Consider the following 14,770-nt stretch of genomic DNA (forward strand, 5'->3'; position numbering starts at 1 on the left):
GGTGCGGCCGGACCGTAAGGCATGATGGTGCTGTGAGCAAGAGTGCAGGGGCATCCGGTGGGGCGGACGGCGGCAACGGCGGGCCCCCGCGTGCCCCTGGCCACGTTGTCCGGCCCCGCATGACTGGCCTGCAGCGCCGCACGCAGTTGATGGGTATCGGCCGGGGGCTTTTCGCTCTCCGCGGCCTGGACGGCACCACCATCGAGGAAATCGCCGCCTCCGCGGGCGTCTCCAAACCGGTGATCTACGGGCACTTCGGCTCTAAGGAAGGCCTGTATACGCAGGTGGTGGAATATGAGTTCCGCATCCTGCTGGCCTCCATCAACGATGCCCTGGCCGAGGACGCCAAGCCACGCGTCCTGGTGGAACGGGCCGCCCTTGCCCTGCTGACCTACATCGAGGACCGGACTGACGGCTTCAAAATCCTCATGCGCGACGCGCCGCCGTCCCAGCCGGAAGGGGCCTTCTCCACGCTGCTCTCGCAGGTGACGTCCCGGGTGGAGCACATCCTCGAGGACGAGCTCGCACGCCGCGGCTTCAGCCCCGCGGACGGGGCCATGTACGCCCAGATGCTCGTGGGAATGGTTGCGATGACCGGCCAGTGGTGGCAGGACAGCCGGACGCCGGACAAACGCGAAGTCGCCGCGCACCTCGTGAACCTGGCCTGGAACGGCCTGACCGGGCTGCAGAAGGATCCGGGGCTCCGCAGCCAGGACTGAATCCCTGGCTGGTGGGGCTCGCTTGCTGCCGCGGGACATGCTCAGTGGGATTCACGCGCTCCGCGGGACATGCTCAGCGGGATTCACGCGCTCCGCGGGACATGCTCAGTGCTAGTCCCGAGGAATGGACATAACACCAACATGCCCATCCCTGGCCCGCGCCGAGGCACATGTCCAGCGGTTTTTCAGCCCGGCGAGGGACATGCTCAGTGTTGGCCTGCGCAGTGGGACATGTCCTGGGGCCATCCAGCCCTCCAGGGATGTCTTCCTCGGTGCGCGCCGAGGCCCCTACGCGCTCCCCTGGACATGCTCAGTGCTGGTCCCGAGGGATGGACATAACACCAACATGCCCATCCCTGACCCGCGCCGAGGGACATATCCAGCGGGATTCAGGCGCTCCGTGGGCATGTGGGACATGTCCAGCGGGTTTTCAGCCCGGCAAGGGACATGCCCAGTGTCGGCCCGCGCAGTGGGACATGTCCCGTGGGGGACACGCGCTCCGAGGGGCATGTCCAGCCGTGCCTGAACGCACTGGGCATGTCCCGCGACCCGCCAGGAGGTTACTCCCCCAGCACTTCCAAGGCCTCGAGCCATTCGAGTTCGAGGGCTTCGCGTTCGCCGGCAAGTTCCTGGAGTTTCGCGTTGAGCCCGGCGAGCTGGTCGAACTTGCTGGCGTCCCCGGCCCCGGCCGTCATCTGGGCGTGGATCTTGTCTTCCTGCTGCTTGAGTTTGCCCAGCTGGCGGTCGATCCGGTTCTTGGCCTTGCGGGCGTCGCGCTTTTCGGCCTCCGAAGGGCCGGCGGCGGCCTGCGCGGCACCCCCTCCGGAGGAGGTGACGGGGTTCCCGCCGCCAGTGATCGTGGAGCCCGCGAGGGCGCCTTCGCGCAGTTCGAGGTACTGGTCGACGCCGCGCGGCAGGGCGCGGATCTTGCCGTCGCCGAGGAGCGCCATCTGGTGGTCCGTGACGCGCTCCAGCAGGTACCGGTCGTGGCTGACCACAACGAGGGTGCCGGGCCAGCCGTCGAGCACGTCTTCGACGGCGGCGAGGGTATCGGTGTCGAGGTCGTTGGTCGGTTCGTCAAGCATCAGCACGTTCGGCTCGCCCACGAGCAGGCGCAGGAGCTGCAGCCGCCGGCGTTCGCCACCGGAGAGGTCCTTGACCGGGGTCCACTGCTTCTCGTTGGTGAAGCCAAGCTGCTCCACGAGCTGGCCGGCGGTGAATTCCTTGCCGCCGACGTTGAAGGAGCGCTTTTCACGCTCGATCACTTCGATCACGCGCAGGTCCGAGACGTCGTCGAGTTCCTTGACCTCCTGGGTGAGTACCGCGGTGACCACCGTCTTGCCGCGCTTGAGCTTCCCGGAGCTGGGCTGGATCTCGCCGTTGAGGAGCTTGAGCAGGGTGGTCTTGCCGGCGCCGTTGACGCCCACGAGGCCCAGCCGCTCCCCCGGTGCAAGCCGCAGCGTGATGTTGTCGAAGAGCTTTTGACCGGCGTCTCCGCCCAGGAAGTCCAGTGAGACGTGCTCGAGGTCCAGGACGTCCTTGCCGAGCCGGGCGGTGGCCATCTTGCTCAGCGCCGTCGAGTCGCGCGGCTCGGGCACGTCGGCGATCAGGGCGTTGGCTGCCTCGATCCGGAACTTGGGCTTGGCGGTGCGGGCCGGGGCACCGCGCCGGAGCCAGGCGAGTTCCTTCTTCACGAGCTGCTGGCGCTTGCTTTCCACCACGGAAGCGGAGCGGTCACGTTCGGCGCGGGCCAGCACATAGGCGGCATAGCCGCCGTCGAATGGGTCCATGATCCCGTCGTGGATTTCCCAGGTCTTGGTGCAGACTTCGTCCAGGAACCAGCGGTCGTGGGTGACCACGAGGAAGGCGCCCTGGTTGGCCCGCCAGCGGGTCTTCAGGTGCCGGGACAGCCACGCGACGCCTTCGACGTCGAGGTGGTTGGTGGGCTCGTCGAGCATGATGACGTCGTGGTCCTCGATCAGCAGCTTGGCCAGGGCCACACGCCGCTTCTGCCCGCCGGAGAGCGCGTGGACATTGGCGTGCCAGTCGACGTCGGACACGAGTCCGCCCATGACTTCGCGGATCTGGGGGTTGCGGGCCCATTCATAGTCAGCCTGGTCCCCAACGATCGCAGCACCGACGGTGAGGTCACCGTCGAGTACGTCGCTCTGGTCCAGGTAACCGATGTTAACCTCGCTGCGCTTGGTCACCCGGCCGGAGTCCGGGGTGGAGCGCATGGCCAGCAGCCGCATGAGGGTCGACTTGCCGTCGCCGTTGCGGCCCACCATGCCGATCCGGTCGCCCTCTTCAAGGCCGAGGGTAATGCCGTCGAGGACGGTACGGGTTGCATACGAAACCGTGAGGTTCTCGCCGCCGAGCAGGTGTGCCACTGGGAACTGCTTTCTTAGGTGTATCGGTGAAGTGATGCGGTGAAGTCATGGGATGCGGTGCGCCAAAAGCTCCTAAAGGAGCGTATCGGAGATGATGCGGGCCCCGTGCACCGGGCCGTGCACCGCCATGGCGTCGAAACTGTGGTGCCGAAGATCATCGGCCAGCCCCTCGGCCGCCGCCGGGTTGTGCGCAAGGAACGCGACCGTGGGTCCGGAGCCGGAGACGATTCCGGCGATCGCCCCCAGGGATTCACCGAGTCCGAGGGTGTCCCTCAGGCCCGGGGCGAGTTCGATCGAGGCGCGCTGCAGGTCGTTGACCAGGACACGGCTCAGGGCGTCGGCGTCGCCTCCGCGCAGGGCCTGGAGGATCATCGGGTCCACGGCGGTGGGTTCCTCGATCGCCGCGCCTTCGGCCACGCGCAGCCGGTCCAGGGCCCGGTAGACCTCCGGGGTGGGCAGGCCGAAGTCCGCCGTGACGAGTACCCAGTCGGTCTGGGCCTTGACGAGGGCGGGCGAGAGGTCGTCGCCCAAGCCGAGCCCCACCGCCGTACCGCCGAGCAGCGCGAAGGGGACGTCGGCTCCGAGTTCGGCGGCCAGGTGGGCCAGCTCGTCGCGGGACAGGCCGCTGTTCCACAATGCGTCGCAGGCCAGCAAGGTGGCGGCGGCGTCGGCGGAACCGCCGCCCATGCCGCCGGCCACGGGCACCCGTTTCGTGATCTCCAGGTGGACACCGGTGGAGTGTTCCGAGACGTCTGCCATGATGGCTGCCGCCTTGTAGGCCAGGTTGCGGTGATCGAGCGGGATGTCCACGCCGTCAAGTTCCAGAGTGCTCGCGTTGCTGATGCTGACGGTGATCTCGCCGGTATCGGTGCTGGTGGCGGCAACTTCTTCATAGAGTGAGACGGCCAGGTAGACGCTGGCAACCGAGTGGTAGCCGTCCGGTCGCAACGGTCCGACGTCCAGTGAGACGTTTACCTTGCCTGGAGCCTTGACTCGAACAGTCCTCGCGGCAAAGCGCTCTCTCACTGCGTTCATGGCTCCACGCTATGGCATTGCGGCCCGGGCTCCAAGCAGGGAACTGCTCCCATGGGGACCCATAAGGAGCTCACGACGATCTCAGGCGACCGGCTGCTCGTGGGCTTCGGCGATTCTGGCGAACGCCGCAATGTCGATCACCTCACCGCGGGCGGCGGGGTGGACGCCGGCGGCCCGCAGGCAGCGTTCGGCTTCGGCGGCACTGCCGGCCCAGCCGGCCAGTGCAGCCCGGAGCGTCTTGCGGCGCTGCGCGAAGGCGGCGTCAATCACGGCGAAGACCTGCTCCCTGGTGGCAGTCGTGACCGGGGGCTCCCGGCGTGTGAACGCGACGAGTCCGGAATGGATTTTGGGCGCGGGCCAGAAGACGTTCATGCCGATCACGCCGGCCTTGCGCATGCTGCTGTACCAGGCGGCCTTGACCGAAGGCACGCCGTAGGTCTTGGACCCGGGCCCTGCCGCGAGGCGGTCGGCGACTTCATCCTGGACCATGACCAGGCCGTGCTGCAGGCTCGGGAAGTGCTGCAGGAGGTGCAGCACCACGGGGACGGCGACGTTGTAGGGAAGATTCGCCACGAGCGCGGTCGGCTCGACAGGAAGCTCGGTGACCCTCATGGCGTCAGCCAGGACGAGGTGGAAATTCCCGACGGCGTCCGGCCGCCACTGGCCCACCGTGGCCGGCAGGCGCCCGGCGAGGACCGGATCGATTTCGACGGCGACCACACTCCGGGCGGCGTCCAGCAGGCCAAGGGTCAGCGACCCGAGTCCGGGACCGACTTCCAGGACTGTCTCATCGGCCCGGATGCCAGCGGTATTCACGATCCGCCGGATGGTGTTGCCGTCGATGACGAAGTTCTGGCCGAGGGTCTTCGTGGGCCGCACGCCGATTTCCTCTGCCAGCCGGCGGATATCGGAGGCACCCATCAGCGGTGCGGGCGCCGCTCCGGGGAGGCTTTCGGGGGCGGAGGGGCTCGGTTCAGTCACCTAGGTATCCTATCCCGGCGCCGGTACGCCACAGGCCGGGTCCGGAGGGAATCCGGACCCGGCCTGTGCGGTCCCCTGGCTGTGGTCAGCAGCCGCGGAGTCGGGCGGTTAGTGGTCGGCCCTCAGCCGCCGGGCTGGCGTACTGATCTGGCCTACTGGTCTGGCTGGCTAGCTGGAGGCGGCCCAGCCGCAACCCCAGGGCTGCAGGCCGCGCTGGGCGTAGACGCGGTTGGCGACGTCGATCTGCTGGGCCTTGGTGGCCGCAGCGGCGTTCGGGGCGTAGGCACCGCCGCCGGAGCTGAGCCAGGTTCCAACATCGAACTGCAGACCACCGTAGTAGCCGTTGCCGGTGTTGGTGGACCAGTTGCCGCCGGATTCGCACTGGGCGATCTTGTCCCACATACCCTGGTTCATCATGGCGGGGGCGGATGCACCGGTGTTGGCGGCCGGCTCAGGCTTTGCCTTGGTGCCGACAGTCACCTTTTCGGTGACGGGCTGGGCGCTGACGGTCTCGGATACCAGGGTCCGGGAGGCTTCGCGGCCGTCCACGAGGACCAGCTTGAAGCTCTTGCTGACGGTGCCGGCGGCGCCGGCCTGGGTGACCTTCTTCTCACCCTTGAACATGTCCGTGCTCTCGGTGGTGAGTGTTTCGAAGGCGATGGGCTCGGTGGTTTTGGCCGTCTTGCTGACGTCGACGCGGGACACCTTGATCACCATGTCATTGACCACGGGAGCGTTCCCGGGCTGGGAGACGCGGTCGCTGGCCCCCAGCTTAAGCCCGGCGTCCTCCAGCACCTTGGCCACTGTGGCCGCCGTCGTGGTGGTCGCGGCTGCCTTGCCGTTCGCCACGATGCTCACGGTCTTCGGGGTCGAGATGGCAACGAAGGAGCCGGAGACGGCGAGCTGGGCGTCCTTGGGCACGGAGACCTGCGAGGCACTGGCCACACCGAGTTCGGTCACGAGCCCTTCGACGGTGGGCGAGGTAGTGGAGATGGTCCGTTCGGCGCCGTCCAGGCTGACCTTGACGGCCTTTGCGAGGTTCACGTTGATGACTGACCCGTCCTGCACATGGGCGTCCGCCGAAGGCGACACCTTGTCGGATGGCTGCAGTTCAACCTTGGCACCCTTGACGACTTCCCCGACAGTTCCGCCGAAAGACTGGACGGAGCTGACTTTGCCATCCACGTTGAGTGTGATCGTCTTGTTGTTGCCGACGAAGGCCACTAGGCCCAGCACCAGTGCCACCAGCACTACGAGCTGCGTGCCAACCTTGACGAAGCTGAACTTGCCGTCCGATGTGAAGAACTTGACCACAATTGCCCGAATCTCTTGGACCTTCCGGGCACGGGGATAAGTGCACGTCACCACCCTCCGTGAGCGCGCCAACGGCGGCTCCGGACAGCGTCCGGAGTGTCACGGAACATGCGTGCACTGCCTCACCCAAAACGAGAGCGCACATGTGGTTCGTTGGCCACAATGCACGCCCTGCTGGAGTGAAATTATCCGTAGGCCTTCCCCGACCCCGGCTAATAGTTGACCACTGTAATCGAAGCGTTATAAAGGAGCCAAGAAATCATGCATACCCGGTATCTATGCCGGGGGCCTGAAAGGGGGCGATTCAGTCCCAGGATCCGTACGCCCGCACAGTATTAGCGGCGATCTGCGCGCACAGCTCGGAAAGCTCCGACCCAGTCATATCGGCCATGGCCCGAACCGTATACGGAACCATATAGCTCGCGTTCGGGCGGCCGCGGTGCGGGTGCGGGGTGAGGAAGGGCGCGTCGGTCTCGACCAGGATCCGGCTCGGCTCCGCGACGGCCAGCGCTGCCCGCAGGTCCGCCGCGTTCTTGAACGTCACGGTTCCGGCAAAGGACATGTACCAGCCCTCCTCGTTGCAGGTCCGGGCGAGGGCTTCGCCGCCGGAAAAGCAGTGGAAGACCACGCGCTCCGGGGCCCCCTCTTCGCGCAGCACCTGGACGACGTCGTCGTGGGCATCGCGGTCGTGGATTTGAAGCGTCAGTCCGAGCCGTTTGGCGATGTCGATATGGCGGCGGAACGAATAGCGCTGGTGCGCCAGGCCCTCCCCCTCGGTCCGGAAGAAATCGAGGCCGGTCTCACCGATCGCCCGGACCCTCGGATGGCCGGCCAGGGCCTCGATTTCGGCCAGGGCGGCCTCCAGTCCGCCGCGCCGGGCGTAGCCGGGGGCGTCGTTGGGGTGGAGGGCAACAGCGCCCAGGAGCCGCGAATCAAGGTCCACCGCCTTGACCGTAAACCGGGACGATTCAAGGTCGCAGCCCACCTGCACAGCACCTTGGACCCCCACCGCTGCGGCGGCGTCGAGGGCGTCCTTGATGCCCACCACGAGCTCCGCATCGGGAAAGTCCAGATGCGTGTGGTTGTCCATGACCGGTACGGGAAGCGGCTCCGGAGCGGGCGGATACCCGCTGCGTCCGGTACCGTCATTTCCGGGCGCCCGGAACGGGACGGGAGTAAGGGGATTGAGCATTCATCCACCCTAACCGGCACCCAGAAATCCCCGGAACTCTCTGTCAGGCCCGGCAGTTGTGTTAGTAGTCTGTTAGTACTCTGTTATTTCCCCGTTAGGAAACAGGCGAACGCCACTGCGGGGTCCGGCGGCCGCTGGCGGTCAGTTCCGGGACCCACCAGGGCTGAAAGGCTGCCGATGGATTACCAGCGCACTTCCGTAGACGACATGCTCCCCGAAGGACAGAGCCTCCGGGGCCGCCCGGCCATGGACCCAGCCGGACACCGGTCCACGGGGCCGGCCATGGACGCGGACGCCTTCCACTCAGCCAGCACCCGGATCCTGACGGCCATTAATACAGTCATCGACGGCAAGGCCGAAGCGGCCAAGCTGGCGCTCACCGTGCTCCTCGCTCAGGGCCATCTGCTCCTGGAAGACGTCCCGGGGGTGGGCAAGACGTTGCTGGCCAAGACCCTGGCCCGCACCATCGACTGTTCCGTCAGCCGGATCCAGTTCACGCCGGACCTGCTCCCGTCCGATGTCACGGGCGTGTCCATCTACAACCAGGCGACCCGGACCTTCGAATTCCGGCACGGCGCGGTCTTCGCCAATATCGTCATCGGCGACGAAATCAACCGCGCCTCGGCCAAGACCCAGTCAGCACTGCTGGAATGCATGGAGGAGCACCAGGTCACGGTGGACGGCACGTCCTACCGGCTGGATGAGCCGTTCATGGTGGTGGCGACGCAGAACCCCATTGAGATGGAGGGCACCTACCCGCTGCCGGAAGCGCAGCGGGACCGCTTCATGGCCCGGATTTCCATGGGCTACCCGGACCGTGAGTCCGAGATGGAGATGCTCGAAACCCACCAGGCATCGTCTCCGCTGGCCCGCGTGACGGCAGTGGTCACCGCGGCGGAAGTAGCCGCCATGATCGCCACGGTGCAGCAGGTCTACGTGTCCCGTTCCATCAAGGAGTACACGGTGGCCCTAGGACGGGCCACGCGTGACAGCGGGCTTCTCCGGCTCGGTGCCAGTCCGCGGTCCATGCTGCAGCTCTTGCGTGCGGCCAAGGCAACCGCCGCGCTGGAGGGCCGGGACTTCGTGCTGCCGGACGACATCGTCAGCGTCGCCGAAGCGGTGCTCGCCCACCGGATCATCCTCGACCGCAAGGCGGCCAGCGCGGGCGAGACGCCGCAGAGCGTCATCCGGGCCATCATCGCCAAGATCCCCGTCACCCCGGAAGTGACGGGTTCAACCAACGGAACCGGCCGCCCTGGCCGGAAGAAGGCCTCGGCCATGGCGGCCGCGCCGTCACCCAAAACGCCGAATCCGCGCTAGGAAATGGTTCCGCCGTGGCGTTGAGGGATCGGTTGCCCGGACACTTCTTCAGCACCCGCGGCTGGGGCTTGCTCGGCGCGGGTGCGCTGTCCCTGCTGGCCGCGCAGATCATGGGGCGCCGGGACCTGCTGGCGCTGGCCGTGCTGCTGCTTATCCTGCCTGTGCTGGCCCTGGCCGGAACCCGTGTCCTGAAGCCGAGGTTCGAGGTCTACCGCGAATTCAGCCCGTCTCCGGTCGAAACGTCCGCGCGCACCACGGTGCGCCTGGCCGTCGCGCGGAGCGGGGCCGGGGCAGGGCACGCGGTTATGGAGGAACACTTGCCGGACCGGTTCGGCGAATCCCCCGTCTTCCGATTCCCGGCACGTGCGGCCGCCGGCGGCACCAGCCGCTATGAGTACCACCTTCGCTCGGCCCGGCGGGGCCAGTTCCTGATTGGGCCCGTCACGGCGGAGTTCAGCGACCCCTTCGGGCTGTCCTTCCACCGCCACGCGATTGACGACGGCGACCTCCTGACCGTGACGCCCGCCGCCGTGGAGCTCCCGGAGACGGGGCTGGCCGGCGCCCGCGGACACGACGGCGTCACGCCCACGCGGGCCCGGGCCAATCCAAGCGACGACGACGTCATGACGCGCGAATACCGCCACGGGGATCCACTGCGCCGCGTGCACTGGGCCGCGACCGCCCGCCATGGGTCCCTCATGGTGCGGCAGGAGGAATCCGTCACCACCCCGGAGGCGACCATCATCCTGGATCAGCGCCTCTCGGCTTATCCTCACGGCGTGTTTGGCCACAGCGCCCATTCTTCGGGCGGCCACTCCGGGAGCGGGGACGGGGACCGCCATGATTTGCTGACCTGCGACGCCTTCGAATGGGCCGTCACGGCGGCGATGTCGATCGGCGCGCACCTCGCGGAACGGAACTACTCGCTGCGGTTCCTGGACAGCGCGGGCGCGCCCGCGTTCCGGAACTCGCCGTCCGCTCCCGATCCGGAGGCCGAGGAATACACCGGAACGGCCGGGCTGCAGTCCATCGCGGAAAGCCTGGCCGCCATCCAGCTTTCCGGCCCGCACCACCCGCACCACCACCCCCACCCGTATCGTGACCGCGCCCCGCAGCCCCGCCCGCAGGAGGCGGCGGCGGGAGCCAGCGCCGCACCTTCCGGGCAGCGTGCCGTCCGCGCCCGGAGCGCCGGGGGCCCTACAGGCACTCCGGGCGCCGTGGGCCCTACAGGCACTACAGGCACTACAGGCACTACAGGCACTACAGGCACTACGGGCGCCCGGGGCGCCCGGGGCGCCCGGGGCGCCGGGGGCACTACGAGCACTACGGGCGCCGGGAACGCCCCGCACGTCTTCGACGACGCCCTGATGGACAAGCTCTCCGCCCATCGGCTGCGGGGACCGGTCCTGGCGGTCCTGGGCAGCCTGTCCCCGGCGGAGGCCCGGGCGCTGTCCGCGGCAGCCGGGTTCGGCGCGAATGCCTTCGCGCTGCTGGTCAGGGACCATGCACACGACTCCGGTGAGATGCCCGAGGTGCTGGAGGCCTTGCGGCTGGGCGGATGGCGGGCCGTGGCGGTAACTGCGCGGAGCTCGCTGCCGGACGCATGGGCAGCCTTCGACCAGGCAGACCCGGCGATGTCCGCTGCGGCCGACGTCCGCCGCGGCATGCGGGGCCGGCCATGACACTCGCACCGCACCGCAGCTCCGGATCTGACACCGGCACGGCCGGCACGGAAGATCCGACAGTCCTGTCCCGCGGCCCGGCGTCCCGGCCGGACGGCCCCGGCGCCCAGCCCTGGGTGATGGGGACCGCCGTCGCGGTGGCAGTCGCGGGCGCCGCGCTCGGCTTCAATGGCGTTCTGCGTGGGTGGGCCTGGTACTCCCCCGTGTTCAGCACCGTTCTCTCGGTCGCGTTCTCCATGGCGATGCTCCGGTCGCTGCGGGCCCGGACATGGCTCGTCGCTGCCGGCGGCCTGGTGGCGCTCATAGTGGCCCTGACCTTCATTTTCTTCCGGCAGCACAGCATTGCCGGGTTCATCCCGGTCCCGGAGACCATGAACTACTTGGGAAAGTTCCTCCGGCGGGCCAGCGAAACCGTCCTTGCCGAGAGCACCCCGGTGGCCCCCAACGCCGGAATCGTCATGCTGATCTGCGCGGTCCTCGGGCTGCTGGTGATCCTCATCGATGCCCTGGCGTTCCCGCTGTCGCTGCCGGCCACGAGCGGGCTGGGGATCCTGGCCATCCTCGTGGTGCCGGCCATGGTCAAGCCGCAAAGCGTGGGAGTGCTGGGGTTCGTGGGCGCCGCCGTCGGGTATCTGTTGATTCTCGGGTGCAGCCATTGGTTCAAGCCGGATGCCCGCACCCTGGCCGACACCGGCCGGAACCCCGGGCAGCTCCGGCGCGGAGCGGTCACGGCCGTCGCGGCGCTGACCGTCACGCTGCTGCTGCAGCCTGTCATCCCGGGTTTCGATCAGGGCACGTTCCCGCAGGGCTCGCGGCTGAACCCCTTCGGCAAGGCCACTGGCCTGAATCCGATGATCAGCCTGGGCAACAGCCTGCGCAGCCCCTCGGGCGAGGGCCGGATCACCTTCGCCACGAACGCGCCGACGACTCCGTACCTGCGCTCGGTGACGGTGGACGGCTTTGACGGCGATTCCTGGTCACCCGACGACCGGGAGTCGGCCCGGCAGCCGGGGACCGGCAGGATCGAGTCCGGGCTTGATAGGGCTCCCACCGAGCTCCGCGTGATCACGGCCGTCAACACCGGCCAGTACACGAGCCCGTACCTGCCCGCGCCGTATGCGCCGGAAGCCGTCAACGGCCTCACGGGGCGCTGGAGCTGGGATCCTGCCACGCTGAGCATCAAGGGGGTCGACACCAACTCCCGCGACCAGCAGTACGTGGTCACGTCCGTCACCCCGCAGCTCACCGCGGCGCTGCTGGCGGGGGCCTCCGAGCCGGTGCGCGGGATCCCCGAGCAGTTCCTGCGGCAACCGTCGAACGTTCCGGAGGTTGTGACGAGCACGGCCAAGACCGTGACGGCCGGAGCCGCCTCGCCGTATGCGCGGGCCATGGCCATCCAGCGGTACCTGCGCTCTACCGAGTTCAGCTACTCCCTGCAGTCCCCTGTGCAGGGCGGCTACGACGGCAACGGCCTGTCCGTGCTGGCCGATTTCCTGAACCAGAAGAGCGGCTACTGCATTCATTTCGCCTCTGCCATGGCCGTGATGGCCAGGCTGGAGGGCATTCCGAGCCGGATCGCCGTGGGCTACGCGCCGGGACGCCCCACCGGGGCCACGGTGGCGGTCTCGGGCCAGGGTCCGCTTCCGGAGTTCGAGGTCGATGCCCGGGACGCGCACGCCTGGCCCGAACTCTACTTCCAGGGCGTCGGCTGGGTCGCGTTTGAGCCGACCCCGTCCCGCGGCGTCGTTCCGGCCTACGCCACGGATGCGTCCTCGCCCAGCGGCGCCAGCACCAACGACCGCAACGACGCCCTGACCCCCGGGGACGGTTCCACGCAAGCACCGGTCCCGGCCCCGGGGACGGTTCCGCTGCCCGGGGCGGGGACGCCGGCGCCCGGGGACGGGGGAGCGGCACAGGCGCTGTCCGGGATTGGTGCGGTGCTGCTGCTGGCGCTGCTGGTGGCCTCCCCGCGGCTGGTGCGCAGCGGCGTGCGGCGCCGCAGGCTGACGACGGCGGCCCGCGGCTATCCCGGCGCCGCGGGCGGGTCGGCCCTGCCGGCCTGGGCGGAACTGCGGGACCTGGCCACGGACTACGGCGTGGCGCCCGGAGCGAGCGAGACGCCGCGACATTTCGCGGAGCGGTTGCGCGCCTCGGCGGCGTTGGGGGAACCCGGCGGCGCGGACGGGCCCGGGCAGCGGGCAGCGGCCGCCCTGACCGAGGACTTTGAACGTGAGCAGTACGGCCGCCCGGGCGGCGCCGCCGGACCGGCGCAGAACGCAGACTCCCAGAATCTTGCCGACTCGGCCGCGGCCAGGATCGCCCTGGTGCAGGCCTCGCTGCGGGCCAACGCGAGGCCCTTGGTCCGGCTGCGCGCGGCCTGGCTGCCGCCGTCGGTTATGTCCGGCTGGCGACGGGCCCTCACGCTGCCCCGCGGGATCCTCTCCCGGACAGCACAGCGCACCCGGCAGGGGTTCGCGGGATCCTGGGGGAAGATCCGCAACTCCGTCCGCCGGGTGCGCCGCGGCTAGCTGGTGTGACTAGCCGGCGTACGGGTCGGCGATGCCGATGTACTGGGTGTAGAGGTATTCCTCGATGCCCTCCAGGCCGCCTTCGCGGCCCAGGCCGGACTGCTTGACGCCGCCGAACGGGGCGGCCGCGTTGGAGACCACGCCGGCGTTCAGGCCCAGCATGCCGGTCTCGAGCCGTTCGCCCATCCGGATTCCCCGGTTCAGGTCCCGGGTGAAGACGTAGGCCACCAGCCCGTACTCGGTGTTGTTCGCGAGCCGGACGGCCTCGTCCTCGGTGCCGAAGGTGATGATCGGGGCGACGGGTCCGAAGATTTCCTCGGACAGGATCCGGGTGCCCTCGGTGACGCCGGTGAGGATGGTGGGCTGGTAGAAGTAGCCCGGGCCCTCGACGGCGGAACCGCCGGTCACCGCGACCGCGCCGGCGGCGACGGCGTCGGTGACGAGCTCGTGGACCTTGTCCCGGCTCTTGGCATCGATCAGCGGGCCGACCTTGGACTCAGCCTCGGTGCCCCTGGCCGTGGTCATCTCCTTCATCTTCGCGGCGAACTTTTCCGCGAACTCCTGTGCGACGGACTCGTGCACGATGAACCGGTTCGCCGCGGTGCAGGCCTCACCCATGTTCCGCAGCTTCGCCAGCATCGCCCCGGCGACGGCGGCATCGACGTCGGCGTCTTCAAACACCACGAACGGGGCGTTCCCGCCGAGCTCCATCGAGGTCCGCAGCACCGTCTCGGACGCATCCGAGAGCAGCCGGCGGCCGACCTCGGTGGATCCGGTGAAGGACAGTTTCCGCAGACGCTGATCCTTGATCAGCGGCCCTGTCGTGGCGCCGGCGGTGGAGGTCGGGATGACGTTCAGGACACCGGCGGGCAGCCCGGCCTCGACCATCACGGCCGCGAACAGCTGGGAGGTCAGCGGGGTCAGGTTCGCGGACTTCAGCACCATGGTGCAGCCGGCGGCGACGGCCGGGGCGATCTTCCGGGTCGCCATGGCCAGCGGGAAGTTCCACGGTGTGATCAGCAGGCACGGGCCCACCGGCTTCTTCGTCACCAACAGCCGGGACTTCCCGTCCGGGGAAACCGAGTAGCGGCCGAAGGCGCGAACGGCTTCCTCGGAGAACCAGCGCAGGAACTCCGCGCCGTAGGTGACCTCGCCGCGGGCCTCGGCCAAAGGCTTGCCCATCTCCAGGGTCATCAGCAGCGCGAAGTCCTCGGCCCGCTCGGTCACAAGCTCGAAGGCGCGGCGCAGGATCTCGCCGCGTTCCCGGGCCGGAACCTTCGCCCAGGACTCCTGCGCGGCAGCGGCCGCGTCCAGGGCCGCCTTGCCGTCCTCGGGACCGGCGTCGGCGATGCTGAGCAGGACCTTCCCGGTGGCGGGGTCCTCGACGTCGAAGGTCTTCCCGGACGCGGCCGGACGCCACTCGCCGTTGATCAGCAGGCCCGTCGGAACGGAGGCCAGCAGGGCGCTCTCCCGCTCCGCGGAAACAATAGGCTGGGCAGTTACAGTCACAATGACTCCCTCGTCAGCAATTCGGTTGGCCCGAGTTAGTTGGTACTAGTTTGGTGGAATTAGTTTTGGTGCAGGCGCTCGTTCCCGCAGGCAGGCTCGG

At 68.6% G+C, this 14,770-nt stretch carries 10 protein-coding genes; 4 read left to right on the forward strand and 6 right to left on the reverse strand.

Annotated features, from left to right (window positions below; genetic code table 11):
* The first annotated feature begins 119 nt into the window (after positions 1-119).
* Positions 120-719 (forward strand): TetR/AcrR family transcriptional regulator, encoded by a 600-nt coding sequence (locus tag BLS42_RS04085; protein ID WP_090576826.1) that lies wholly within the window; start codon positions 120-122, stop codon positions 717-719.
* 560 nt (positions 720-1,279) lie between these two features.
* On the opposite strand, the gene BLS42_RS04090 is transcribed toward BLS42_RS04085, so the two are convergent.
* The 5 genes from BLS42_RS04090 to BLS42_RS04110 all read right to left on the reverse strand — a co-directional run bounded on the left by BLS42_RS04090 (position 1,280) and on the right by BLS42_RS04110 (position 7,631).
* Positions 1,280-3,109: an ABC-F family ATP-binding cassette domain-containing protein gene (locus BLS42_RS04090; protein ID WP_090576828.1), complete on the reverse strand. Its 1,830-nt coding sequence runs from the start codon at positions 3,107-3,109 to the stop codon at positions 1,280-1,282.
* Positions 3,110-3,181: 72 nt separating this feature from the next.
* Positions 3,182-4,144, reverse strand: a complete 963-nt coding sequence (locus tag BLS42_RS04095; RefSeq protein ID WP_090576831.1) for a 4-(cytidine 5'-diphospho)-2-C-methyl-D-erythritol kinase — start codon at positions 4,142-4,144, stop codon at positions 3,182-3,184.
* A gap of 81 nt (positions 4,145-4,225) precedes the next feature.
* Positions 4,226-5,065, reverse strand: a complete 840-nt coding sequence (gene rsmA, locus BLS42_RS04100) for a 16S rRNA (adenine(1518)-N(6)/adenine(1519)-N(6))-dimethyltransferase RsmA (protein WP_176803179.1) — start codon at positions 5,063-5,065, stop codon at positions 4,226-4,228.
* A 228-nt stretch (positions 5,066-5,293) separates the two neighbouring features.
* Positions 5,294-6,439, reverse strand: coding sequence for a resuscitation-promoting factor (locus tag BLS42_RS04105; RefSeq protein WP_090576837.1), 1,146 nt, complete (start codon positions 6,437-6,439; stop codon positions 5,294-5,296).
* 304 nt (positions 6,440-6,743) lie between these two features.
* The gene (locus BLS42_RS04110; RefSeq protein ID WP_090576840.1) at positions 6,744-7,631 is read right to left on the reverse strand and encodes a TatD family hydrolase; all 888 of its coding nucleotides are present in this window, start codon (positions 7,629-7,631) and stop codon (positions 6,744-6,746) included.
* Positions 7,632-7,808: 177 nt separating this feature from the next.
* Between BLS42_RS04110 and BLS42_RS04115 the strand changes: the two genes are divergently transcribed.
* From BLS42_RS04115 to BLS42_RS04125, 3 genes are read left to right on the forward strand one after another with little or no spacing between them, the layout of a single operon-like run.
* Positions 7,809-8,951, forward strand: a complete 1,143-nt coding sequence (locus tag BLS42_RS04115) for an AAA family ATPase (protein WP_090576843.1) — start codon at positions 7,809-7,811, stop codon at positions 8,949-8,951.
* 14 nt (positions 8,952-8,965) lie between these two features.
* The gene (locus BLS42_RS04120) at positions 8,966-10,633 is read left to right on the forward strand and encodes a DUF58 domain-containing protein (protein WP_090576846.1); all 1,668 of its coding nucleotides are present in this window, start codon (positions 8,966-8,968) and stop codon (positions 10,631-10,633) included.
* Positions 10,630-13,161 (forward strand): transglutaminase TgpA family protein, encoded by a 2,532-nt coding sequence (locus tag BLS42_RS04125; protein WP_090576851.1) that lies wholly within the window; start codon positions 10,630-10,632, stop codon positions 13,159-13,161. The genes BLS42_RS04120 and BLS42_RS04125 overlap by 4 nt, the downstream gene beginning before the upstream one ends.
* A gap of 9 nt (positions 13,162-13,170) precedes the next feature.
* On the opposite strand, the gene BLS42_RS04130 is transcribed toward BLS42_RS04125, so the two are convergent.
* Positions 13,171-14,670: an NAD-dependent succinate-semialdehyde dehydrogenase gene (locus BLS42_RS04130; RefSeq protein ID WP_090576854.1), complete on the reverse strand. Its 1,500-nt coding sequence runs from the start codon at positions 14,668-14,670 to the stop codon at positions 13,171-13,173.
* Positions 14,671-14,770: the final 100 nt, after the last annotated feature.

Origin of the sequence: Arthrobacter sp. ov407 (assembly GCF_900102895.1) — a bacterium.
Taxonomy (GTDB): domain Bacteria; phylum Actinomycetota; class Actinomycetes; order Actinomycetales; family Micrococcaceae; genus Arthrobacter.